General features: G+C 72.7%; 20 protein-coding genes and 2 pseudogenes. 14 read left to right on the plus strand and 8 right to left on the minus strand.

What is annotated here, in order from left to right:
* Window positions 1-164, plus strand: a pseudogene (locus tag KBX21_RS00095) (IS30 family transposase); the annotation flags it as partial.
* A 64-nt stretch (window positions 165-228) separates the two neighbouring features.
* Here the strand turns inward: KBX21_RS00095 and purB are convergent.
* Window positions 229-1,659 (minus strand): adenylosuccinate lyase, encoded by a 1,431-nt coding sequence (gene purB, locus KBX21_RS00100; protein ID WP_210840592.1) that lies wholly within the window; start codon window positions 1,657-1,659, stop codon window positions 229-231.
* A 136-nt stretch (window positions 1,660-1,795) separates the two neighbouring features.
* Here purB and KBX21_RS00105 point away from each other — a divergent pair, with 136 nt between their 5' ends.
* Window positions 1,796-3,211, plus strand: coding sequence for a sensor histidine kinase (locus KBX21_RS00105; RefSeq protein WP_210840593.1), 1,416 nt, complete (start codon window positions 1,796-1,798; stop codon window positions 3,209-3,211).
* A complete protein-coding gene (locus KBX21_RS00110) occupies window positions 3,178-3,867 on the plus strand; it encodes a response regulator transcription factor (RefSeq protein ID WP_049568873.1) in 690 nt (229 codons plus the stop codon). The genes KBX21_RS00105 and KBX21_RS00110 overlap by 34 nt, the downstream gene beginning before the upstream one ends.
* A gap of 18 nt (window positions 3,868-3,885) precedes the next feature.
* Here the strand turns inward: KBX21_RS00110 and KBX21_RS00115 are convergent, their stop codons facing one another.
* Entirely contained in the window at window positions 3,886-4,599 is a 714-nt protein-coding gene (locus KBX21_RS00115; RefSeq protein WP_049568870.1) for a nuclear transport factor 2 family protein, read from the minus strand.
* Between the two features lie 188 nt (window positions 4,600-4,787).
* On the opposite strand from KBX21_RS00115, the pseudogene KBX21_RS00120 reads away from it, so the two are divergent.
* Window positions 4,788-5,693 (plus strand): annotated as a pseudogene (locus tag KBX21_RS00120) (oxygenase MpaB family protein); the annotation flags it as partial.
* 92 nt (window positions 5,694-5,785) lie between these two features.
* Window positions 5,786-6,007, plus strand: a complete 222-nt coding sequence (locus KBX21_RS00125; RefSeq protein WP_049568867.1) for a DUF3099 domain-containing protein — start codon at window positions 5,786-5,788, stop codon at window positions 6,005-6,007.
* A gap of 47 nt (window positions 6,008-6,054) precedes the next feature.
* Here the strand turns inward: KBX21_RS00125 and KBX21_RS00130 are convergent, their stop codons facing one another.
* Window positions 6,055-7,152 carry an alanine--glyoxylate aminotransferase family protein gene (locus KBX21_RS00130; protein ID WP_210840594.1) on the minus strand — a complete coding sequence of 366 codons (1,098 nt, stop codon included), beginning with the start codon at window positions 7,150-7,152 and terminating at the stop codon, window positions 6,055-6,057.
* Between the two features lie 185 nt (window positions 7,153-7,337).
* On the opposite strand from KBX21_RS00130, the gene KBX21_RS00135 reads away from it, so the two are divergent.
* The 3 genes from KBX21_RS00135 (at window position 7,338) to KBX21_RS00145 (ending at window position 10,868) form a co-directional block, all read left to right on the plus strand.
* Window positions 7,338-7,883 carry a GNAT family N-acetyltransferase gene (locus KBX21_RS00135; protein ID WP_210840595.1) on the plus strand — a complete coding sequence of 182 codons (546 nt, stop codon included), beginning with the start codon at window positions 7,338-7,340 and terminating at the stop codon, window positions 7,881-7,883.
* A 164-nt stretch (window positions 7,884-8,047) separates the two neighbouring features.
* On the plus strand, window positions 8,048-9,541 hold the full coding sequence (locus tag KBX21_RS00140) for an aminopeptidase P family protein (RefSeq protein ID WP_049568858.1): 1,494 nt from the start codon (window positions 8,048-8,050) through the stop codon (window positions 9,539-9,541).
* Window positions 9,542-9,866: 325 nt separating this feature from the next.
* Window positions 9,867-10,868, plus strand: coding sequence for a hypothetical protein (locus tag KBX21_RS00145; protein WP_049568855.1), 1,002 nt, complete (start codon window positions 9,867-9,869; stop codon window positions 10,866-10,868).
* Window positions 10,869-11,686: 818 nt separating this feature from the next.
* Here the strand turns inward: KBX21_RS00145 and KBX21_RS00150 are convergent.
* Both KBX21_RS00150 and KBX21_RS00155 read right to left on the minus strand, forming a co-directional pair.
* Complete coding sequence (locus KBX21_RS00150; RefSeq protein WP_307869116.1) at window positions 11,687-12,598, minus strand: patatin-like phospholipase family protein; 912 nt, start codon at window positions 12,596-12,598, stop codon at window positions 11,687-11,689.
* Window positions 12,599-12,647: 49 nt separating this feature from the next.
* Window positions 12,648-13,826, minus strand: a complete 1,179-nt coding sequence (locus KBX21_RS00155) for a trans-acting enoyl reductase family protein (RefSeq protein WP_210840596.1) — start codon at window positions 13,824-13,826, stop codon at window positions 12,648-12,650.
* Between the two features lie 129 nt (window positions 13,827-13,955).
* Between KBX21_RS00155 and KBX21_RS00160 the strand changes: the two genes are divergently transcribed.
* Window positions 13,956-14,522 carry a TIGR03086 family metal-binding protein gene (locus KBX21_RS00160; RefSeq protein ID WP_210840597.1) on the plus strand — a complete coding sequence of 189 codons (567 nt, stop codon included), beginning with the start codon at window positions 13,956-13,958 and terminating at the stop codon, window positions 14,520-14,522.
* Between the two features lie 22 nt (window positions 14,523-14,544).
* Here KBX21_RS00160 and KBX21_RS00165 read toward each other — a convergent pair whose 3' ends face one another.
* Complete coding sequence (locus KBX21_RS00165) at window positions 14,545-15,951, minus strand: PLP-dependent aminotransferase family protein (RefSeq protein ID WP_049568846.1); 1,407 nt, start codon at window positions 15,949-15,951, stop codon at window positions 14,545-14,547.
* Between the two features lie 37 nt (window positions 15,952-15,988).
* Between KBX21_RS00165 and KBX21_RS00170 the strand changes: the two genes are divergently transcribed.
* Window positions 15,989-16,918 (plus strand): DMT family transporter, encoded by a 930-nt coding sequence (locus tag KBX21_RS00170; protein WP_210840598.1) that lies wholly within the window; start codon window positions 15,989-15,991, stop codon window positions 16,916-16,918.
* Here KBX21_RS00170 and KBX21_RS00175 read toward each other — a convergent pair.
* On the minus strand, window positions 16,915-18,528 hold the full coding sequence (locus tag KBX21_RS00175) for a BCCT family transporter (RefSeq protein ID WP_210840599.1): 1,614 nt from the start codon (window positions 18,526-18,528) through the stop codon (window positions 16,915-16,917). The two genes, KBX21_RS00170 and KBX21_RS00175, sit on opposite strands and share 4 nt — an antisense overlap.
* A gap of 248 nt (window positions 18,529-18,776) precedes the next feature.
* Entirely contained in the window at window positions 18,777-19,820 is a 1,044-nt protein-coding gene (locus KBX21_RS00180) for a LacI family DNA-binding transcriptional regulator (RefSeq protein WP_210840600.1), read from the minus strand.
* A 312-nt stretch (window positions 19,821-20,132) separates the two neighbouring features.
* On the opposite strand from KBX21_RS00180, the gene KBX21_RS00185 reads away from it, so the two are divergent.
* From KBX21_RS00185 to KBX21_RS00200, 4 genes are all read left to right on the plus strand, one after another.
* Window positions 20,133-21,176 carry an extracellular solute-binding protein gene (locus KBX21_RS00185; RefSeq protein WP_049574110.1) on the plus strand — a complete coding sequence of 348 codons (1,044 nt, stop codon included), beginning with the start codon at window positions 20,133-20,135 and terminating at the stop codon, window positions 21,174-21,176.
* Between the two features lie 80 nt (window positions 21,177-21,256).
* The gene (locus tag KBX21_RS00190; RefSeq protein ID WP_210840820.1) at window positions 21,257-22,084 is read left to right on the plus strand and encodes an ABC transporter permease subunit; all 828 of its coding nucleotides are present in this window, start codon (window positions 21,257-21,259) and stop codon (window positions 22,082-22,084) included.
* The gene (locus KBX21_RS00195; RefSeq protein ID WP_049574113.1) at window positions 22,081-22,842 is read left to right on the plus strand and encodes an ABC transporter permease; all 762 of its coding nucleotides are present in this window, start codon (window positions 22,081-22,083) and stop codon (window positions 22,840-22,842) included. Before KBX21_RS00190 ends, KBX21_RS00195 begins: the two co-directional genes overlap by 4 nt.
* Window positions 22,839-23,939: an ABC transporter ATP-binding protein gene (locus KBX21_RS00200; RefSeq protein ID WP_210840601.1), complete on the plus strand. Its 1,101-nt coding sequence runs from the start codon at window positions 22,839-22,841 to the stop codon at window positions 23,937-23,939. The genes KBX21_RS00195 and KBX21_RS00200 overlap by 4 nt, the downstream gene beginning before the upstream one ends.
* Window positions 23,940-23,974 lie beyond the last annotated feature (35 nt).

Below are 23,974 nucleotides of genomic sequence, written 5' to 3' on the forward strand. Positions count from 1 at the left end.
ACCAACGGGCCACTCAGGCAGTACTTCCCCAAGGGCACCGATCTGTCCGCGCACTCACTCGGACACCTGGAGGGGTGGTCCAGCTCAACGGGCGCCGACGCAAAACGCTCGGCTGGGATACCCCAGCCGAGCGCCTCGCCAAGCTGCTCCAAGCGAGCAGCTAGTCATCGGTGTTTGCGACGACCACCAGAATCCGACCAGGCACTCCGGGCCCTTCGTCGCACGTACCTACAGGATCGACCCGGGCGCGTAGGCGGCGGCGTCCGGACGGGCGGCGGTGATCTCCTCGATCCGCGCCACCACGGTCGCCACCTGGTCGGCGGCCGCACCCGTGAAGGTGATCCGGTCGGCCAGCAGCGCGTCCAGTGCGGCGCGGTCCAACGGGAAGCGCTCGTCGGCGGCCAACCGGTCCAGCAGCTGGTTGCCCACGCCCTCCTGGCGCATGGCCAGCGCGGAGCCCACCGCGTGCTCCTTGATGAGCTCGTGCGCGGTCTCCCGGCCCACCCCGGCGCGCACGGCCGCCATCAGCATCTTGGTGGTGGCCAGGAACGGGAGGTAGCGGTCCAGCTCGGCGGAGACCACGGCGGGGAAGGCACCGAACTCGTCCAGGACCGTCAGCATCGTCTCGACCAGCCCGTCGAAGGCGAAGAAGGCGTCAGGCAGCGCCACCCGGCGCACCACCGAGCACGACACGTCGCCCTCGTTCCACTGGTCGCCCGCCAGCTCACCGGTCATCGACGCGTACCCGCGCAGGATCACGGTGAGGCCGTTGACCCGCTCGCACGAGCGCGTGTTCATCTTGTGCGGCATCGCGGACGAGCCCACCTGGCCCTCGGCGAACCCCTCGGTGACCAGCTCGTGCCCGGCCATCAGACGGATCGTCTTCGCCAGGGAGGACGGGCCCGCGGCGAGCTGCACCAGCGAGGTCAGCACCTCGAAGTCCAGCGAACGCGGATACACCTGGCCCACGCTCGTGAACCGGTGCTCGAAGCCCAGGTGGGCGGCGACCTCGTCCTCCAGCGTGTTCAGCGCCGCACGGTCACCGCCGAGCAGGTCCAGCATGTCCTGGGCGGTGCCCACCGGACCCTTGATTCCACGCAGCGGGTACCGGGCGATCAGCTCGTCCAGGCGCCCCAGGGCCACCAGCACCTCGTCGGCGATCGACGCGAACCGCTTGCCCAGCGTGGTGGCCTGAGCGGCCACGTTGTGGGAACGGCCCGCCATGACCGTCTCGCCGTACTCGGCGGAGAGCCGACCGAGCCGGGCCAGCAGCGCCACCACGCGGTCGCGCACCAGGAGCAGGCTGTCGCGGACCTGGAGCTGCTCGACGTTCTCGGTGAGGTCACGAGAGGTCATGCCCTTGTGGACGTGCTCGTGACCGGCGAGGGCGTTGAACTCCTCGATCCGGGCCTTCACGTCGTGCCGGGTGACTCGCTCGCGCTCGGCGATGGAGGCCAGGTCGACCTGTTCGAGGACCTTCTCGTAGTCCTCCACCACACCGGCCGGAACGTCCACGCCCAGACGCGCCTGGGCGCGCAGAACGGCCAGCCACAGTCGCCTCTCGGCGACCACTTTGTACTCAGGGGACCACAGCCGGGTCAGCTCCGCGGACGCGTAGCGGGCAGCCAGGACATCGGGGATCACAGGTTTCGCGCTCACGTCGTCCCACCCTATCGCCCCGGAGCAGGGCGGTCGCGCGTCGGTCCAGCCCCAGTTCACCGGTAGTGCCGTCCCTACCCCGAAACGGTGGGTCCGGCGGATGTCCCCGCCCCGAGCCGCGCCCTAGCGTGGAGGCATGATCTCCCCGAACGTTCGCCGCACAGGGCCGAGCACGTTGCTCCAGTCGCTCGCCAGCCCCCGGTACCTGCTCTCGGCCTGGCCGTGGCGGTCCCTGGCCTACCAGCTGACGACCCTGGCCGTCGGGGGCACCCTGGTCGTCGTGGCGTCGCCCGTGTACGCGCCCTGGGCGGTGTTCGTGGCGCGGCTCGGAACCGTTGACGACGCGGGCTCGTTGACGTCGTGGTTCCTGTTCGGGCTCCTCATGGTGCTCTGCTTCGCCCCACTGGTGGCCATCCCCCTGGGCGCCCTGGAACGCCGACGCCTGTACCTGGTGATGCCGGAGGAGAACCGCAGCGGACACCGGCCCCCGCCGCCCGGCCTGTGGGGCTGGGTGCGCACCCGCTACTCCGAGGCCGCCACGTGGCGGGAGGTCGCCTACGCCGCGGTCATGTTCCCGATCCTCGGCCTCTGCCTGCTGGTGACCGTCTCGCTGACGGTGGCCACGGCGATCCTTGCGGCGGGACCCGTCCTGCTGCGCGACGAGAACGAGGGCCCGATCGCCCTGGGCTGGACCACCCTCACCACCCCGGCCGAGGCGCTGCCCTACGCCCTGGCCGCCCCACTCACGGCGGCCCTGCTCTTCTACGCCTGCGGGCTCATCTCCTACGGCCACGGGGTCATCGCCCGCGCCCTCCTGGTCGGACCGCCCAAGGAGGAACTGCGAGCCGAACTCGACCAGGTCACCGAGTCCCGCGCCCGGCTCGTGAACGCCTTCGAGTACGAGCGCCGCCGGATCGAACGCGACCTGCACGACGGTGCCCAACAGCGACTCGTGGCCCTCAGCATGGACCTGGGCATGGCCCGCGTGGACCTGGACGAGGGCTCACCCGCCGACCTCCGAGTGGCCGCGGCCCAGGTCAAGGCGGACGACCTCATCACCGAGATCCGTGAACTGGTGCGCGGCATCCACCCGCGCGTGCTCACCGACCGCGGACTGCGCGACGCCCTCCAGGAGCTGGCCGACCACTGCCCGGCACCCGTCACCGTGGAGACCGCGATCCCGCACCGCCTGCCCGCGCACGTGGAGGGGACCGCCTACTTCGTGGTCGCCGAGGCTCTCACCAACGTCTACAAGCACGCCCAAGCCGACGCCGTGACCGTGCGTGCCCACCTGGCCTCCGGACACCCCAGGTCCGCAACACCAGGGGCCCCGGGCGCGCCGCAGGACGACGGAACCGCCGTCCTCTCCGTGGAGGTCACCGACGACGGGGTCGGCGGTGCCGACGCCGACCGCGGCAGCGGACTCACCGGGCTCCGTGACCGGGTCGCGGTGATGGGCGGGACAATGAGACTCGCGAGCCCCGAAGGCGGGCCGACCCGAATCCGAGTGGAGCTGCCGTGCGGACCGATCCCCGCGAACCCGACTCCGTGACCCCCGTACCGACCGTGCTCGCGGAGGACGGAGTGCTGCTGCGTGAGGGCCTGGTGGGCGTGCTGGAGCGCTTCGGCTTCCCGGTGGTCGCCGCCGTCGAGGACGGCGACGCCCTCGTCGAGGCGGTGACCGAGCACCGCCCCGGCCTGGTGGTCACCGACATCCGGATGCCCCCCGACTTCACTGACGAGGGGCTGCGCGCCGCCGTGCGCCTGCGCCGAGAGGACCCCGGGCTGGCGGTGGTGGCGCTCAGCCAGTACGTGGAACTCAGCTACGCCACCGACCTGCTCGACTCGGGCGACGGCAAGGGCGTGGGATACCTGCTCAAACAGCGGGTGGGCGACGTCCGCGAGTTCGCCTCGGTCCTGCGAAGGGTCGTGGAGGGCGCCACCTTCGTGGACCCCGAGGTCGTCCGGCAGCTGCTGCGCCGCAGCTCCGACCCCCTCGAACGACTCACCGCCCGCGAACGGCAGGTGCTGGAGCTGATGGCCGAGGGGCACTCGAACGGGGCCATCGCCCGCAAGCTGGTGGTCAGCGACGCGGCGGTGGGCAAGCACGTCGGCAACATCCTGGCCAAACTCGACCTGCCGCCCGACGACGACACCCACCGCCGCGTCCAGGCGGTACTGGCGTTCCTCCGTGCCCAGGCCGACTGACCCGGGCGCGGCGGACACTCAGCCGTCCATGGAGCGGTCCACGACCACGGCCGACTCGTCGCCGATGACCCAGGCGTCGTGACCGGGCGGAACGAACGCCACCTGGCCCGCGCGCAGTTCGCGCTCGGCGCCGTCGGAGGTGCGGAACCCCATGGTTCCCTGGAGGAGCGTGAGCGAGTGGGTGGCCATGCACAGGTCCGTGCCCGCCTCGGGCCCCATGTGCTCGCTCCAGCGCCACCCCGGCTCGAGGGTGAGGCGGTTCAGTACCAGGCCGCCCAGGCGCATGGACTCCACGTGCCCGTGGTCGAACTCCATGCGGTCGTCGGAGGCGTCGAAGTCACCGATCCGCACGGCGCCCGGGGACTCCTCGTCCCAGGCCTGCACCATGGACTGGTGGACGATCCTGCCGTCGACCAGGTCCAGCATGGAGATGCTCTTGACAGTGAGCCCGTCCGGGTACGTGCACCGTTCCGTGTAGGCGGCGTGGTCGCCGTCGGTGACGCACTCCAGGACCTCGTGCTCCAGGTCCATCGAGTACACCTGCCGGAGCTGGTCCTCGATCGACTCACGGCCGTGGAGGACGGTGGGAGCGCTCGGCGGGGTGCGGCGGTCCACGGTCTCCATGTCCGCGTCCTGCGTGAACTGGCGGGCGAGCGTCTCGGTGTCACCCTCCTCGATGGCCCGCCGGAAGACCTCGATGTCGAATCCGGTGCTGCTGGTGTTGACAGACATGGTGCGGACCCCTTTCCGCTGGGAACTCGAAAGACACGCTCGACTCACGGGTGTCTCTCCCTCCACCCTCCTCCCCTCCCTGCCCCCGGTTCGACCAATCCCGGGTCAGGCCTGGGTTTGCCCGTGCCGGGAGAGGGGGAACGATCGGGGACGGCGAGGGGGAACACCCCGGACCCCCAGGAGGCACGATGAGGCCCACGGTCGCCGCTCCCGAGAGCGTCACCTGGAGGGTGCACCTGGACCGCTCCATGTGGGTGGCGGGTGTGCGCGCCCTCATGCTCCAGGCGCTGCACCCGATCGCCATGCAGGGGGTCTGGCAGCGCTCCGACTTCCGCTCCGACCCCACCGGGCGCCTGCTGCGCACCGCCCACTTCGTGGCGGTCACCACCTATGGCAGTCTGACCGAGGCCGACGCACTCGGCCGACACGTCCGCCGCGTCCACCGCGCGCTGAGCTTCACCGACCCCGCCAGCGGCCGGCTCCACCGGGTCGACCGGCACGACCTGCTCGTGTGGGTGCACTGCGCCGAGGTCACCTCGTACCTGGAGACCTGCCACCGTGCCGGGGTGGAACTGAGCGCTGCCGACCTCGACCGCTACCTCGACGAGCAGGCGCACACCGCCACCCACGTCGGACTGTCACCCGGCGACGTTCCCCGTGACGTCGCCGACATGCGCCGCTACCTGGCCGCCGTCCGGCCCAGCCTGCGCGTGACTCCCGAAGCCCGCCAGGCGGTGCGCTTCCTGCTCTGGCCCAGGATTCCCGACCGACTCGCCTGGCTCACACCGCTCAAACCGCTCTGGTTCCCGATCGGCGCGCTGTCCTACGCCACGCTGCCCCCGTGGGCACGCAGGGCCTACGGGACGCTCCCGGAGGTGCCCGGGGCGGGGGCAGCGGCCACCGCGAGCCTGCGGGCGCTGCGCTCGGGGCTCAACCGGGTGCCCGAGCGCTACTACGACCTGCTCTTCGACGAAGCCACCGTGCGCAGCGCGGACGAGGCCAGGCGACGGCTCCTCGCGGCCGGATACCGCGTGGAGGACGGGTTGCGTCTCGCGCGTCCCCGCGCCGTGCCCTCGTCCCCGCACGCCCGGGCCCTCCACGAACGGAGCCGGACCTCGACCGCGCCGACCCCACGGACTAACGTGGGTCCCAGGGGCGGCCTCACCAACGGGACACCGGAGGTGACATGGTCAAACGAAGGAAAGTCCGGTACGCGCTCGTCATGGGGACGTGCCTGGTGCTCTTCGTCGGCGCCACCCCCGCCTACTACCTGCTCGGCACGGGGTGGGCGGTGGGGATGTGCCTGGTGGCCATGGTGCTGCCACCGATCGCGATGACCCTGGGCAGCATCTCCGACCCGGACGACCCGCGCGACCATGACAACAGGTACGGGCCCAACGCCGAGTAGTCCGACGCCGACCGCGCCCGGCCCCGCGCCGGACCCGCACCCCGGTGTCAGCGCTCCAGGACGCGCCTCAGAGCGCCGAGGACCAGCTCGGCGCGGTCCAGTCGCGCGTTGTGGCCCATGAGGCCGATCCGCCAGACCGTCGCCGCGTACGGGCCCACACCGGCGCCGATCTCCAGGCTGTAGTCGCGCAGCAGTCGCTCGCGCACCTTGCCCGAGTCCACGCCCTCGGGAACACGCACCGAGGTCAGCTGGGACAACCGGTGCCCCTCGGCGGCGAACAGTTCGAGACCCATCTCCTGGAGGCCCTCGCGCAGGCGCGCGCCGGCCGCCTCGTGGCGCGCGGCGACGGAGTCCACGCCCTCCTCCACGATCCGGGCCAGCGCCGCGTCCAGGGAGGCGACCATCGCGGTCGGGGCGGTGTGGTGGTAGGCGCGCCCACCAGGGCCGCCGCGCACGTACGCGCCGAGCAGGCCGAGGTCCACGTACCACACGGGCGGGGCCTGCACCCTGCGCTCCCAGGCACGCTCGGAGAAGGTGAAGGGCGCCAGCCCCGGCGCCACGCCCAGGCACTTCTGGGTGCCGGAGTAGGCGATGTCCACCCGCCACCCGTCGAGGTCCATCGGCATTCCGCCCAGCGAGGTGACGCAGTCGGCCAGCAGCAGGGTGTCATCGGACCGTTCGCGCAGGGCCCGGCCCAGCGCGCCGATGTCACTGACCACACCGGTGGAGGTCTCCGCGTGCACGGCCGCCACCAGCTTCGGGGCGGGGTGGGCGTCCAGGACGCGCTGGACGTCCACGGGCTGGCCCCACTCGTGGTCCACCCGGACCACCTCGGCGCCGTAACGCCCGGCGACCTCGCACATCCGCTCGCCGAACAGGCCGTTGACCGCCACCACCACGACGTCACCGGAGTGCACGGTGTTGGCGAAGGCGGTCTCCATGCCGAGGGAACCGGTACCGGAGAGGGGGAGTGTGAGCGGGTTCTCGGTGCCCCAGAGGGAACGCAGCCGCTCGCAGGTGCGTTCCAGCAGGGTGATGAACTCGGGGTCCAGGTGCCCGAGGAGCGGAGCGGTCAGGCCCAGAGTCGCCTCCGGGTAGGGGTTGCTCGGACCGGGGCCCAGTAGGGTGCGTTCGCTGACTGACATGGTCGAACACTAGCCGGGACGGGCCCACCGGGCCCAAACGGGGTGATCCGGGGGCCGTGCTCCGGCTCTCGCGCCACCACCCGCCGCTCCCCCCACCTCGCACCGGTCCCGAAGCGGCCCAGACCAGGAAGGAGACGGGCGTCCCGCGCCCAGCCGGAGGCTGGTCCCCGCACGCCCAACCACCCATGACCGACACCAACACCGAGGCGGCCACACGAGCCGACACCGACGGCGTGCGCATGCTGCGGGTGGCCCACGACGACCCCCGGGTGGACGGGCTGCTCGCCGGGCTCCTTGAGGAGTACACCGAACGCTACGGCGCCGAGGGCGCGGCCAACGAACTCAGCCGCTACCCGGTCACCGAGTTCGTCGCCCCGCACGGCTGCCTGGTCCTGGCCGAACTCGACGGCGAGGTCGTGGCCGGGGGAGCGCTGCGGCCGTACCACCGGGACCGCGCGATCCAGGCCGACACCGTCGAGTTCAAGCGCGTGTGGACCAGCGCCCGGCACCGGAGGCGCGGACTGGGACGGCGGATCATGAGCGCGCTCGAGGGTGCGGCGCGTGACCTCGGCTACACCCGGGTCATCCTCTTCACCGGGCCCTCCCAGCCCGAGGCGGTCGCCCTGTACGAGCGGATCGGCTACCGCTGGGTGGACCCGGCCACCGTCGAGGACCTGCCCTACCCGAAGGCCATCCCCTTCGCCCACGACCTGGCCCCGGACCGGGTCTGACCGGCGGCGCACGGGCACACCGGCGCTGGTCCCGACGTTATGGGGAGCGCTATGTCCGGCGTGCGGACAGGGGTACGAAGGCCCCCGTACGATGAGGACAGGGCGACCGCCACCAGCGGTCCGCGCTCCCCGCACCCTTTCGACGAACTCTGGAGAGTCACAACGTGAGCGAGCAGCAGCGTCCCGAGGCCGAGGTCGACGCCCCCGTGTTCAGGCCGCGCAAGAACGGCCAGGCGCAGTCGGTCTCCGACGAGCTCGCGGCGTGGATGACCACCGGCTGGGCCGACACCGAACTGCGGGACCTCGAGCCGATCGAGCAGGCCGAGCACACCGCCCGCCGCCGGTCCACGCTCAGCGCGGCCTTCCCCGGCGACCGCCTGGTCATCCCCTCCGGGCAGCTCCTGACCCGCTCCAACGACACCGAGTACCCCTTCCGCGCCGCCACCAACTACGCCTACCTGACCGGTGACACCACCGACGGCAACTGCCTGGTGCTCACCCCGAAGGCCGACGGCGGCCACGACGTGGTCCTCTACCTCAAGCCGCGTTCCAACCGCGACAACGGCGAGTTCTGGCTCGGCGGCTACGGCGAGCTGTGGACCGGACGCCGCAACAGCCTCGGCGAGGCCTCCGACCTGCTCGGCGTGCCCACCGCCGACGTCCGCACCCTTCCCGCGGAGCTTCGCGGCGACGCCTCCGTCACCACCCGCGTGGTGCGCGGCCACGACGCCGAGATCGACGCCCTCGTGGACGAGCTGCGCGCCGACGCTGACGACGAGGCCCGCGCCAAGTCCGCTCAACTCGACGAGGACCTCGGCGTCGCCCTGGCCGACCACCGCCTGGTCAAGGACGAGTGGGAGGTGGCCCAGCTCCAGCTGGCCGTCGACGCCACCGCGCGCGGCTTCGGCGACGTCGCCAAGGCGCTCCCGCAGGCCAGGGACACCTCCGAGCGCTTCGTGGAGGGCACCTTCTTCCTGCGGGCCCGGGTGGAGGGCAACGACGTCGGCTACGGCACCATCGCCGCCTCCGGCGCCAACGCCACCACCCTGCACTGGACCCGCAACGACGGCCCGGTCCGCGAGGGCGACCTGCTGCTCCTGGACGCCGGGGTGGAGACCACCACCCTCTACACCGCCGACGTCACCCGCACCATGCCGGTCTCGGGGACCTTCACCGACCTCCAGCGCAAGGTCTACGACCTGGTCTACGAGGCGCAGGAGGCCGGGATCGCCGCCGTGGCCCCGGGCCAGCCCTTCACCGCCTTCCACGAGGCCTCCCAGCGCGCGCTGGCCGAGGGCCTGGTGGAGTGGGGCCTGCTGGAGGGTCCGGTCGACCGCGTTCTCGAGCTGGGCCTCCAGCGCCGGTACACGCTGCACGGCACCGGCCACATGCTCGGCATGGACGTGCACGACTGCGCCGTGTCCCGTCAGGAGACCCACCTGTACGGCGAACTGAAGCCGGGCATGGTGCTCACCGTGGAGCCGGGCCTGTACTTCCAGCCCGACGACCTCACCGTCCCTGAGGAGCTGCGCGGCATCGGCGTGCGCATCGAGGACGACGTCCTGGTCACCGAGGAGGGCCGCACCGTGATGTCGGCCGGCCTGCCGAGGTCCTCCGCCGACGTCGAGGCCTGGTTGGCCGAGCGCCTGCCGCGCTGACCGCAGCGTTCCCGAGGCCCGAACCGGCGCACGGGCCGTCTTCCCCGGAGGAAGGCGGCCCGTGCGCCGTGTCCGGCCCGGAATTCGGTCACCGGTGGGCCTGTGTAGCGGCGGTGGCCGGAGGATTTCGGCTGTCCGTAGCCTCGCTCCGATCGTGGGCGGGAATGTGGCATGCCCGCCCTGTCCGGATATTCAACGGGGCGGGTATGGAACCATCAGTCTGATCCACCGACGGCCTTCCCGATCAGGGAGCGGTCCGATCTGGCACCCGCTACGGTTTTTGTGGCGAGCGGATACGTAAGACAGAACTGGGGGAGGTTCACGCGTGCGCGCGGAACGGCTGTGGCGCAGGGGGCTGAGGTTTCCCCGCCTGTTCCTGGCGGAGCGGACGGTCCTCGTTCACGGCGACGTCGACCCCAACCCCGACCCCAGGAAGTCGCGGTACGAGGCCCGGGCCTTCGACACCCGCTCCCTGCGCCCCCTGGGCACCGCCTTCGAGGCGCAGGGACCGGTCAACCTGGCGCGGGCGCCCGACGGGCAGCAGTGGCCCGGCACGGTCCTGGTCCAGGCCTCCCGGCGCTCGGTGACGGTGCGCGACCCGAGCACCGGCACGCCGCTGCTGGAGACCGACCTCGCCGAGCCGGGTGAGCTGTGGCCAGACGACGTGGCCCTGCGCGTCCTGGACAAGGAGGCGGTGGTGCTCCTCTTCGGTGAGGACGGTGACGGCGGCACCCGGTGGTGGGCGGTGGACCCCTTTACAGGGGAGACCGTGCCCGACCTCGCCGACTCCCGGCCCGGCCACGAGGCCCGGGGGGAGCGGATGTCCTTCGCCGGTGACTTCCTGGTCGCCCCCGGTCAGGACCCGGGCTTCGACCCGGTCATCCTCGCCGACTACGAACACCCCCGCGAGCGCGTGTACCGGTTGGAGGACGGCGAGTACCTCGGCGAGGTGGAGAGCCACGCCGACTCCGAGACGGTGGCGGCCCGGGTGGGCGGACGATCCCTGCTGGCGGTGGCCGGAAGGGTCCACTCGCTGCCCGACCTCGAACTGGTCGCCGAGCTCGGCGGGCCGCGCACACTGGTGTCCCTGGCCGAGTGGGAGGGCGAGGCGGTCGCCGTCTACCAGGAGGAGGACGCCCGCCCCGGCGGTCTGGGCTCCTGGTACCTGGACCGGCTGCGCGTCCGGTACCTGGACCGCCCGGGACAGCCGGTCGTGGAGATCCCCGAGACCTGGCCGGGCGACCTGGAGGACCTGGTCGCCGCACCGGACCGGGTGGTGGTCCTGGCCACCACCGAGGGTGTGTACGCCCTGAACGTGAAGCCCTAGGTCGTGGTTTGGCTCCCTCCGCCCACCCGTCACCCTCCACCACCCTCAACGGACGCCTGCGGCGCGGTGCTTTCCCTCTTCGTCGCCCTCCACCGCCCTCAAGGGATGCCTGTGGCGCGGTGCTTTCCCTCTTCGTCGCCCTCCACCGCCCTCAAGGGATGCCTGTGGCGCGGTGCTTTCCCTCTTCGTCGCCCTCCACCGCCCTCAAGGGATGCCTGTGGCGCGGTGCTTGCCCACCCGTCGCCCTCCACCGGCCTCAACGGACGCCTGCGGCGCGGTCTCCTCGCGTCACACCAGGCGGCCTCTCACCGCACCGACGAAGCTCAGAAGCCAACCCCGGGCAGACCCCGCTGTGCGACACCGCGGAGCCTGCGTGGCAGCGCACAGCAGGGGCAGCCTCGCTCCACGGCCCGCGAGGGATGGCCGGGCCCCGCTGTGTGAGACTGCGGAGCTTGCGTAGCGGTGCACTGTAGGGGAGATAGCCGCTCACACTGGTGGCGGCTCCGCCGCCACCGGTGAAAACATCCAGAAGACACCCCTTGGCCCAGGGGCCGCCCCGGTCGGGTCATGGCACCGCGGGCAGCCCTGTGGCCGGACCGGTCGCGTCTCCCGTGCCGGTGACAGCGTGCCCAGCGGTCCCGGGCCGATCGGGCGGCAGGGCGCTGGCCTCGGCGACGAAGTCCCTCCTCCAACCACCCCGCGCGGTCCGCGCCCGCGACGACGCGGTCCGCCCCGGCCTCCGCTTACGCCGCGTGGAGCTCGGCGGGGACCCCCTGGACGGGCAACTGGTCGAGGTCAGGACCGACGAGGGGAGCGGGTCAGGCGTCGACCCCGGCCAGGTACCCCCGTGAGGCCTCGTAGGCGCGGTCGATCCGCCTCTGTACGGTGTCCAGCCGCCGGAACGCCAACGGTTTGTCGTCGCCGTCCAACGAACCCCCGCTGGGCAGTACGTGCAGCCGGACGTCCTCCGGCAGCGTCGCGAGGTCCCGGGCGAAACGGTGGCGGCGCGCGATCTCGAAGGCCACCCGCGCCGTCTCCACCGGGTTGGTCGGCGGCGACAGCGGCTCCTCCACCCGCCCCACCTGCAACACGTACACCGTGCGCGCACCCGCCCGAACGGCGGCCTCGATCGGGATGGAGTTGACGATCCCGCCGTCCATGAAGTGCTCGCCGTCGATCCGGGTGGGCGGCAGCAGCCCCGGGACGGCGGAGGAGGCCAGCACGGCCTCGATCAGCGGCCCCTCAGAGAACCAGTGCTCGGCCGCACGCTCGATGCTGGCCGCCACCACACGCAGCGGTACCGCCAGGTCCTCGAAGGCGGGATCGGGGCCCAGCATCTTCACCAGGAGGCGGCGCAGCGGTTCGGGCGAGATCAGGTGCGTGCGGGTCGTCACGATCCGGTGCAGCTGACGGCCCACCGCCTCCCCGAACACCGTGTTGGCCTCCTCCGAGGTCCAGGTGCGGGTCAGCCGCTCCACCGCCGCCGCCGAGGGGTCGGCGGCCAGCACCGCGCCGTTGATCGCGCCGATGGAGGTCCCCACCACCAGGTCCGGTGCGATCCCCTCCTCCAGCAGCGCGCGGATCATGCCCACCTCGACGGCGCCGCGCACCCCGCCCCCGCCGAGCACGAACGCCACCGGACCGGGGTCGCGTCCACCGGTGGGGGTGTCCGGGGGGTCGGCTGCGATGGGCGGGGTGGTGCCACGGGGGGTCTCAGGCGCGTCTGTCACCCGGACAGTGTAGGAAGGGAGGCGCTCCGGAACCGGCCTGGGCGGCCCCTCACTCCTCGACGGTGCGCAGGACCTCGAAGTCGATCCCGGCCCGGGGCAGCCTCCGGATGAGCGCGTCGCCCATGGCCACGGCGGTGGTCACCTGGCCCGAGGTCGGTGGGAGGTCGTCCTCCCACAGGCACAGCGCCGACTCCGCGAGCATCCCCGAGGTCGCCCCGTACCCGGGCTCGCCACCCGAGACCAGCGTGTGCACCCGACGGCCGCCGCCCGACCCCGCGAAGTGGACGGTGAACCACCCGTTGGCCAGCTGCTCCTCGGAGGGGCCCGCGCCCGGCGGACGCAGCGACTTCAGACGATTCCGCAACGGCGGTGCCTGGGCTGCCGCCATCACCCCGGCGGCCGCGCCGACCGCGCCCAGGGCGCTGCCGAGCCGCCGGAAGGCCGCGTAGTGGCCGTAGGTGAAGTCCGGTCCGTAGCGTTCGAGGGCCGCCGCCGACCTGACCACGACCCGAGGGTCCAGGGTGGGCAGGGGCAGGGTCCACCCCCGCGCCAGCCGGGTGCGCGGCCGACCACGGTTGTCGATCCGCACCCGCCGATCCCGCGGCCCGTCCTCGACCCGACTCCGCTCCCGCGCCGCCGCCAGCATGCCCGCCGAGTCCGCGAAGGCGTCCACGGCCGAGTGCAGGGTGCCCCCGGAGACGTTCCCCCGGGCACGAACGAACCCCTCCACGTGCAGCGGAACCCCCTCGGGCAGCCGCTCGACGGTGAACAGCACCCCCAGGTCGTGGGGGATCGAGTCGAAACCGCAGGCGTGCACGATCCGCGCGCCGGTGCGGACCGCGGTGGCGTGGTGGCGGACGTACATGAGGTCCACGAAGGCGGGCTCGCCGCACAGGTCCACGTAGTCGGTGCCCTCGGCCGCGCAGGCGGCCACCAGGGGTTCGCCGCGCTCGGCGTAGGGTCCCACCGTGGAGATGACGACCCGGGCGGAGGCGGCCAGGGCACGCATCGAGGCGGGGTCGTCGACGTCGGCCAGCAGCAGCTCCGGCAGGGGCCGATCCGGATCGATCTCGGCCAGCTCCGCCCGCACCGCCTCCAACCGGTCGCGGTCCCGCCCCGCGATGGCCCACCTCAGCCCACGTGGGGCGTTGGTGGCCAGGTACTCGGCGGTCAGCGAACCGGTGAAGCCGGTCGCGCCGAACAGGACGATGTCATGACCGCGTTCCACGGTGGTCCAACCTCTCAGATCTGCTCCATGAGCCGGACTCAGTCTCGCACGCCAGGTCCAGCCGGTTTGGCGGGCCGGGGCCACCGGGTAGGCAGCTCCGGAACGGCATCCGAGCACAGGAGAGACACCATGGCCGACCTGGTCGACCTGCACGGCACCGCGATGGCGGAGTTCGACCGCCGAGTGGCGGAGGTGGCCCTGACCGACTGGGCACGACCCACCCCCTGCACGGACTGGGACGTGCACGACCTGGTCAACCACCTCACCTCGGAGCAGCTGTGGGTGCCGTCCCTGCTGGACGGAGCGAGCATCGAGGAGGTCGGGGACCGCTTCGACGGCGACGTCCTCGGCGAGGAACCGGCCGCCACCTGGTCCGTGGCCTCCCGAGAGGCCCGCACCGCCTGGCTGGCCCCCTCCGCGCTGGAACGGACGGTGCACCTGTCCTTCGGCGACGTCCCGGGCCACGTGTACCTGTGGCAGATGACCTTCGACCTCGGGGTCCACGCCTGGGACCTGGCCAGGGCGGTCGGCGCCGACGAGCGGCTCGATCCCGCTCTGGTCGCGGAGCTCCTCGAATGGGCCGGTGAGAACCAGGCGGTGCTGTCCGGCAGCAGCCTGTTCGCCGAACAGGTCCCCGTGGGGCCCGACGCCGACCCCCAGACCCGGCTCCTCGCCCTGACCGGGCGCAAGGCCTAGACGGAGTCCCCGGGCGGTGCCCTCAGCCGCGCTCCAGGGCCCGGCCCAGCACGCGGGCCCCCTCGGGGAAGGCACCCGGGCGTGGGCCCGCGTAGTTGAGCCGGAGGTAGGGGCCGGTGGGCTCGGCTGGGAACCACTCGCCGCCGGGGGCGACGACGACCCCGGCCTCCTCGCACTCGCGGACGACACGGGGCAGGTCGGTGGCGTCCGGCAGCCGCAGCCACAGGTTGAGCCCGCCCTGGGGAACCGCCTCCAGATACGTGCTGGGCGCGTGCTCGCGCAGCGCCTCGACGAGGAGGTCGCGGCGCGCGGCCAGCTGCTGGCGCAGCCCCCGCAGGTGGGTGCGCCAGGCGGGCTGGGTGACCACGTCCAGCGCCACCGCCTGCAAAACCCCGCTGACGTACATGGCCTCGGACTGCGCGTCCGCGAGCACGCGCTCCCGGGCCGGACCCCGGGCGACCAGCCCGGCCACGCGCACGGACGGTGACACGCTCTTGGTGAGTGAGCGCAGGTACACCACGTGCCCGCCGTCGTCACGCGCCGCCAGAGGGGTCGGCCGCGCGTCGATCCCGAAGTCGTGCGCCCAGTCGTCCTCCACGAGGAAGGCGCCGTGGCGACGCACGATCTCCAGCACCCGGTCGCCCAGGTCGGTGGACCAGCGGGCTCCGGTGGGGTTGGCGAAGTTGGGCTGCGCGTAGAGCACACGCGCCCCGGTCCGCTCGAACGCGCGGTCCAGTTCGTCCGGGTCCGGTCCGTGGATCCCGCTGGGCACCGGAACCGCCTCCACACCCGCCTGCGCGGCCGCGCGGGTCGCGCCCCAGTAGGTGGGTGACTCGATCAGGGCGGGCCGTCCGGCACCCACCAGGGAGCGGAACACACCGCTCAACCCGCTCTGGCTTCCGGGGAGGACGAGCACGTCGCCGGGCGCGGGTGGCGTGACACCCACGGGGGTGTGCGCGGTCAGCCCGGCGGCGAACCAGGCCTGGAGGTCGGGCAACCCGGCAGACGGGGGCCTGGCCACGGTCGCCTCGCTGCGGGCCGCGCGCGCGAAGGCGGCGCGCACCAGTCGTTCGGGGAGCAGTTCCCGGTCCGGGTAGCCCGAGTGGAGCGCGATCGCGTCGTTGGGCGGGGTGCGCAGCGCCGTGTTCAGACCGGGGGAGCGGTGCCGGGGCGCGCCGAGCGCGGCGGTCTGCCACCCGTAGTCGTGAGGCCGGGCAACCCGGATCGCGCGAACGAAGGTGCCCACGCCCGGACGGCTCTCCAGCACTCCCTGCGCGGCCAGCGTTCGCAGGGCCTTTTGCACCGTGACCGGACTCGCGGCGTACTCGGCCACCAGGGCCCGGGTCGAGGGCAGCCTGGCTCCGGGCGGCGCGCCGGCGATCCACGCGCGCAGCCCCTCGACGATTCGCGCACTGCTATCGTTGGACATGAGGATCAATAGTAGCGCTACTCATGATCAGCCCAGGGTGCTATCCACTCGAACCGGGCTCTGGTGGGGGCTTCTGGGGGTCGCGGCCTTCTCCCTGACCGTCCCGTTCACCCGCGTCGCGGTGGCGGGCGGAACCATGTCACCCCTGTTCGTCGGCTCAGGGCGCGGGGTGGCCGCCGCCCTGCTGGCTGGCACCGCGCTCGCGCTCACCCGGCAGCGTCTTCCCCGGGGCGGCCAGTGGTTCCGTCTGGCGCTGGTCGGCGGGGGAGTGGTGGCGGGGTTTCCGCTACTGACCTCGTTCGCCCTCACCACCGCGTCGGCCAGCCACGGCGCGGTCGTCATCGCTCTGCTGCCCGCCGCGACCGCCGTGACGGCGGTGCTGCGTGGTCACGAACGGCCCCCGGCGGTGTTCTGGGCCATGGCGGCGGTGGGCGCGGCCGCGGCGGTAGGCTTCGCGAGCCTCCAGGGAGCGGGGGCCGGTTCCGGCCTGGTCTGGTCCGACCTGCTGCTGTTCGGCGCGGTCATCGCGGCCGCGATCGGCTACACGGAGGGCGGTCTCCTCGCCCGCGAGCTCGGCGCGTGGCAGACCGTCTCCTGGGCCCTGGTGCTCTCCGCCCCGTTCATGATCGCCCTGTGCGGGGTCGCGGTGGCCCAGCAGCCGCCGAGCGGGACCCCGGCCGAGTGGGCCTCGTTCGCCTACCTGGCGGTGGTCAGCATGTACCTGGGCTTCTTCGCCTGGTACCGGGGCCTGGCGATCGGCCCGATGACCCGGGTGAGCCAGATCCAGCTCACCCAGCCGGTGATGACCCTCGGATGGGCCGCCCTGCTGCTCGGTGAGCACCTGACCTGGCCCACGGTCCTCGGCGGGGCCGCGGTGGTCCTGTGCGCCACCGTCGCCGTCCGGTCCAGGCTCGGACGGACGACGGTGGTCAGGGGCGGCCCCGCCGTACGGAGAAGCGGGACCTAACCCGTGGTCACCCGCTCCGCCTCGGCGTCAGTCTCGGAACCCTCGTCCTCGCCCGCGGCGCGGGGAGCGGGGGCGGGGACGATCCCCTGCTCCACCGCCATCTCCCGGACCAGGCGCGGAGCGCTCCACAGCGTGGGCAGCAGGATCAGCCCCACCGGTACGGCGGTCACCACGATGAACGACTGGAGGGCCTGCACGCCGTTGTCGCCCACCGTGAGCAGCACGATGGCGGCGGCGCCCATACCGAGGCACCAGAACGCCCGCACCCACGGGAAGGGCTCGCCCGAGTGCATGCTGGCGGAGGAGATCGAGTACGACATGGCGTCGAGCGTGGCGGCGAAGAAGATGAGCGTGACGACCACCATGATCAGCGCCAGCACCGCGCTCAGCGGCAGGGCCTGAACGATGGCCAGTGCCGCGGCGGGAAGGCCGTGCTCCTCGTACGGGCCGGAGACGGCCCCCGGGTCGCGCTGCTCGAGCCACAGCCCGCTGCCGCCCAGGGCGGTGAACCACACGGAGGTGACGACGGCGGGCAGCACCGTGGCGCCCACATAGATCTGGCGGACCGTGCGGCCCTTCGAGATGCGAGCGATGAAGATGGCCATGATCGGGCCGTAGCCGATGAACCAGCCGAAGAAGAAGACGGTCCAGTAGCCGAGCCACTCGGTGTCGCCCCGGAACAGGGCCATGGGTACGAACTCACGCACGTGCACGGCGCTGGCCTGGAGGAACAGGTCGACGACGAAGGGCAGGGAGGAAAGCCCGACGACGCACACGATCAGCACCAGCGCGGCCCAGACGTTGATCCGGCTGAGCAGCTGGATGCCCCGGTCGAGGCCGCTGAGTACCGAGATGGTCGCCACGACCGTCAGGCCCAGGATGATCGCCACCTGGGTGCCGAACCCGGAACCCACCCCGAACATCTCGCCGCCGATGTAGGACATCTGGAGACCGAGGAAACCGATCGGGCCGACGGTTCCGGCGACCACGGCGACCACGCAGCTGATGTCGGCGACGGTGCCGATCCAGTGGGTGCGGATGCGCTCACCCATGAGCGGCCACAGCAGTGTGCGGGGTCGCAGGGGCATGCCCTTCTCCACACCGCGCATCATCACCAGCGTGGCCAGCGAACCACCGATCGCCCAGGCCGGGAAGCCCCAGTGGACGAAGGTCTGCGCGAGGGCGACCGAGGCGCCTTCCATGCCGCCCGCCATGTGCGCGTACTGCGGCGGCGGGTCGACGTAGTGGGCCAGGGGCTCGGCGGCGGCCCAGAAGACGCCGCCCGCGGCCAGCAGGGTGGTCAGGACCATGGCGACCCACCGGAACCAGGTGAACCCGGGGGCGTCGGTTCCGCCCATCCGCACCCGCCCGTAGCGGGAGAAGGCCAGGATCGTGGCGATGACCACGGTGGCCAGGAGCAGGACCTGCCAGTAGGCGCCGAACCAGCGCGCCGACCACGCGAACGCGGCGTCAACGGCGGCGCTGACACCGGAGGGGGACACGAGCGCCGCCAGGACGAAGGCGATCAGCAGGCCGCCGGAGATTCCGACGACCCAGGGATCCGGTCGTCGGCCGGTTTCGGGCACGCGTGTGCTCGGGGTGGAAGACATGGAGTAGAGGATGCCCCTCGATTGGAATCATCCACCGGAAGCCCCGGCAGACCGGCCGAGTCTACGTGCGTTCGTCCAGGTTGGAGCGGAGATGAGAGGGTGCGTCGCGCCACGCCGGTGTGTGGCCGTGAACGCTTTCGCGCCGGTGTCTGCGTACGGCGCAGGCGCCGAGAACCCCCGCGCACGGGGCGATCCGTCGTACCGGCCACCCACCGTCGCCCCCCGGCTCGGGGACGACAGCGGCCGCCTCAACAGAGGAGGGCCACCGAGTCCCGCTCCACCAGGTGCACGGGAAGTCGGACGCGGCGCCCTTCGGGGTCCTCGTCCGGGGAGACCAGCAGGCGCATGGCGTGATCGCCCAGCAGCTCCCGGTCCAGGCCCACGGTGGTCAGGCCCGGGTCGAGCAGCCCGGAGGTGGCCAGGTCGTCGTGCCCGACCACGCTCACGTCCCGACCGACCCGTATCCCCAGGGAGCGGGCGGCGGCGTACACGGCCGAGCCCAGGTAGTCGGAGTTGACCACGAAGGCCTCGTGCCCGCCCGCCCCGCCGCGCCCACGGGAGCCGACGCCCAGCCGCTCCACCACCATGCGGGCGACGCTGTCGTGGTCCAGGTGACAGCGCACCACGGTTCCCGCCAGGCCCCACTCCTCGCATCGACGGACGAACTCCTCCTCGCGTCCCCAGTCGGCGGCCAGCCCCTCGGGGGCCACGACCAGCGTGGCCCCCCGATGGCCCCGCGCGCGCAGGTGCCCCAGTGCCAGGGCGACGGCGGCCCCGTCGTCGGGGCCCACCGTCGACAGCCGCGCCCCACCGGAGAGCGCGGGGTCGGGCGTGCGGTTGAAGGCCACCACGGGGACGTCGGGGTGACGGGGGAGCCAGTCGGTCAGCGGACCGTGCCGACCGATCGGGCTGATCGCGACCCCGCCGACCCCCTCGGCGGCGAGCCTGCGCAGCGCGGCGGCCTCGCGGTCCACGTCGTAGTCGGAGCTGAGGATGAGCAGGAACGCGCCCTCACGATGCGCCCGCACCTCCATGCCCCGCAGCACGTCCAGGAAGAAGGGGTTGCGCATGTTGCGGATGACCACCCCGTAGGCCGACCTCTGTCCGGTGCGCAGCGCCCGCGCCCGACCGTCCACCTGGTAGTCGAGGTCGGCGGCGGCCCGGCGGACCCGCTCCACGGTCGCCGGAGCCACCCGCCCCTGGCCGTTGAGCGCGAAGCTGGCCTGGGCGACCGAGACCCCGGCTCGGGTGGCGACGTCGCGCAGGGTCACGCGCTTGCGAGAGGCGGGCATGGTGGTCCTTCCGAAGGGAGGTGTCCGGCCATGATGCCGGGGCGGCGGCGGGTGTGCCACGGCGGTCCGGGCGGGCGGGGGCCGGTGCCCGGCGGTCGAGCGGGGCCCGTGCCCGCCCTGGACAGCGGGTCTTCGGCGCAGGGCCGGGCGGGACCGGGTGGCGGCGTTGGCCGAGGATTCCCAGGGTGTTGGCCCGCCGGACACTGATCACGACAGTGCAGGTCACCCCCATGCTGAATCGTTTCATCACGAAGCACCCCCAACCCACCCTCGGCCCGCCGACCGGGCCGCCTGATCACCCTCGGAGCCCTCATGTCCCACCGACGCACGGCGATCACCGGCGCCGTCGTGACCCTCTCCGTCCTGGCCCTGACCTCGTGCGGCAACGTCGACGCCCCCGCGGGATCGGCCTCGGGCGACGGCGACGTCGTCATCACCTACAACTCGCCCTCCGAGTGGGGCAACTACGGCGAGGTCCTGCGCGCCTTCACGGAGGAGACGGGCATCAGCGCCCCGAACGACCCCAAGAACTCGGGGCAGGCCCTGGCCGCGCTCCAGGCCGAGAGGGGCTCACCCGTCGCCGACGTCGCCTACACCGGCATCGCCTTCGGCGAGCAGCTGGTGGAGGCCGGGGTCCTCCGGGAGTACGTGCCCGAGGGCGCCGAGCAGGTCCCCGACGAACTCCGTGACCCGGACGGCGCCTGGACCAGCGTCCACACCGGCACCATCGCCCTCATCGTCAACGAGGACCACCTCGACGGAGCCCCGGTGCCCCAGAGCTGGGACGACCTCCTCGACCCGGCCTACGAGGGCAGGGTCGGCTACCTCGACCCCACCCAGGCCGCCGTGGGCTACTCCGCCGCCACCGCCGTCAACGTCGCCCTCGGCGGCGACTTCGACGACTGGGGCCCGGGCCTGGACTACCTCAACGCCCTCAGGGACAACGGGGCCGCCACCTCCGCCCAGACCGCCACCGCCAAGGTCGCCCAGGGCGAGATCCCCATCCTCATCGACACCGACTTCAACGGCTACAAGCTCCGCGACGAGGGCGCCAACGTCTCCGTGGTCATCCCCGAGGAGGGATCGCTCCAGATCCCCTACATCGTCGGACTGGTCGAGGGCGCCCCCAACGAGGACAACGGCAGGGAGCTCCTCGACTTCTACTTCTCCGAGCAGGGCCAGGCCCTGTTCGCCGCCGGGTACATGCGCCCGGTGACCGGCGAGATGCCCGACGAACTCGCGGACAGGGTGCTGCCGCCCGAGGACTACGAGCGGGCCGCCACCGTCGACTACGTCGAGCAGGGACTGCGCCAGCAGGAGTTCATCGAGCTCTACCAGGACGAGGTCGGCTTCTAGTGCCCTCCCGCACCGCCGTCGGGAGCCGCACGGAACCCGCCACCGGAGAGGGCACCGCCCCCGCCGTCCACGGACGCGCCCTGGCACCCCCGGCCTGGCTCGCCGCGCTCCCCGCCCTGGTCGTCATCGGCCTGTTCAGCGCCTACCCCGTCGCCGTGATGGTCGCCAACTCCCTCGGTCTGGGCCAGCCCCCGGCCGACGGAGGACCCACGCTGGAGCACTACGCCCGGGCGTTCGGTTCGGCCGCCGTCCGCGACGCCCTCCTGAACTCGCTCTACATCGCCGTGGGCTCGGTCCTGTTCACGCTCTGCGTCGCCGTGCCCGTGGTGCTGCGCCAGGCCGACGACGACCGCGAGGGCCGGGGCGGCGCCACCACCGATGCCCTGCTCACCCTGCCCATCGCCCTGCCCGGGATCATCATCGGGTTCTTCGCGATCGTCCTCACCGGACGCACCGGACTGCTGGGTCTGGCGTGGGACGGCTTCTCCGGCCTGGCCTACACCTTCCCCGGACTGCTCATCGCCTACCTGTACTTCTCCCTGCCCCGCGTGCTCGGCCCACTGCGCGGCGCCGCCGCCACCCTGGACCCCTCCCTGCCCGAGAGCGCCCGCACCCTGGGCGCCTCCCGTCCGCGCGTGTTCCTCACCGTGACCCTGCCGCTGCTGCTGCCCGCCGCCATCGAGACCAGCGGCACCGCCATCGCGGTCGCCCTGGGCGGGTACGGCACCGTCGCCACCCTGTCCGAGGGGGTGCGGCTCCTGCCGCTGAACGTGGCCAACGAACTCACCACCGGCTACCGGCTCGCCGCCTCGTCGACCCTCGCGGTGATCCTCGCCGCCACGGCCGTGCTGGCGCTGGTCCTGGGCCGGGTCCTGGCCCGAGTCGTCCGCCGGGCGGTGTCCTCATGACCCGGATCATCACCCGCCTGACATGCGCGTTCGTGGCCATCCCGCTCCTGGCCACCCTCATCGCCGCCACCAGCGTCGACTTCTCCCAGGGGCCCTGGGGCGGCGGGCCCACACTGGACTGGTTCGCCCACGCGTGGCCGCCACTGGCCCCGGTGATCGGCCGCAGCCTGGCCGTGGCCGCGCTGGTGGTGCTGCTGAACCTGGCCGTCGGCGGGCCGCTCGCCTGGTGGGTGGCCCGCCACCCCTCGGTGCTCACCCGCCTCACCGGCTACCTGGTGAACGTGCCGCTGGCCGTGCCCGGTATCGCGCTGAGCGTCGCACTCGTCGGCACCTATCCCATGCTGCGTCCCAGCGGTCTGCTGCTGGTCCTGGGCCACCTCGTCTTCACCCTGCCGTTCACACTGGCGGCCCTGGTGCCCGCCCTGGCCAACGACGAACTGCGCACCAACGAGGGCGTCGCGCGCAGCCTCGGCGCCGGATCGGTCCGCGTCCTTCGCACCGTCACCGTCCCGGCCTGCCTGGTCGCCGTCACCCAGGCGGTGACCATGGTGTTCGCGCTGTCGTTCGGGGAGTTCAACGTCAGCTTCTTCGTGAACCCACCGGCCACGCCCACCGCACCCTTCGCCCTGTTCGACTCCTACTCCACTCAGCGCCTCGAACTCGCCTCGGCGCAGTCGATGATCTTCGTCGCCTTCGTCGCGCCGGTGCTGACCGCCATCGTCCTGGCTCGACGCCGGGCCCCGAGGAGAACCCCGTGAGTACCCAAGCCACCGCACCCGACACCACGACCGGACCAGCGCCAGCCGTCGCACGCGCGTCCGGGCTGGCCGTGGACGACCTCACCGTGCGCTATGGCTCCACCACCGCCGTGGAGCGCGTTTCCCTGGACGTGGCCCCGGCCGAGACGGTCGCCGTGATCGGCCCCTCCGGCTGCGGCAAGAGCACCACGTTGCGCGCCGTGGCCGGGCTGGTCCCGGTCTCGGGGGGAGCCCTCACCCTGGCGGGGCGGGACGTCACCGGCCTGGGCCCCGCCAGGCGCAACATCGGACTGGTCCCGCAGAACTACGCCGTCTTCCCGCACATGAGCGTGGCGGCCAACATCGGCTACGGACTGCGGGCCCGGGGCACGGCGGCGGCCCGCCGCGAGCGGCTGGTGCGGGAGATGCTGGAGCTGACCCACCTCACCGACCTCGCCGAACGCCGCCCCGACCAGCTCTCCGGAGGACAGCGCCAACGGGTCGCTCTGGCCCGGGCTCTCGCGATCCAGCCGGACGCCCTGCTGTTGGACGAGCCCCTGGCCGCGCTGGACCCGCAGCTGCGCGGCGGACTGCGCCGGGAACTCGCCGCCATGCTGGCCGCGACCGAGTGCGCCACCCTCATCGTCACCCACGATCAGCGCGAGGCACTGTCGCTGGGGTCGCGGATCGCCCTGCTCCGCGACGGGAAGCTGGTTCAGTTCGACACCCCCCAGAAGCTCTGGGACGACCCGGTTGACGCCTTCGCTGCCGACTTCCTCGCCGGCGCGGTCCTGCTCGACGCCGAACTCGCCGACGGCCACGCCGTGGCCCTGGACGGGCGCTGGCGGCTCCCGGTCGCGGACCTGGCGGTGCGTTCCACCGCGCACGGTGCCGTCCGACTACTGCTGCGCCATGACAGTCTCGCCGTCACCGACGAGGCGGACGAGTCGGCGCTGGTCGCGGAGGTGACCCACTCGGAGTTCACCGGTGACGGCGTACACCTCACCGTCCGGGCGGGGGAACACCTCCTGGGGGTGCGGGTACCGCCCGACGCGCGGATCGGCCGTTCGGTGGCGCTGGCGGTCGCCCCGGGGCGGGCCACCCTGCTGCGCCCCTGATCCGACCGCCCCCGACCCACCCCCGACGACAGCCA

Source organism: Nocardiopsis sp. B62, from assembly GCF_018070675.1.
GTDB classification, from domain to species: Bacteria; Actinomycetota; Actinomycetes; order Streptosporangiales; family Streptosporangiaceae; genus Nocardiopsis; species Nocardiopsis prasina.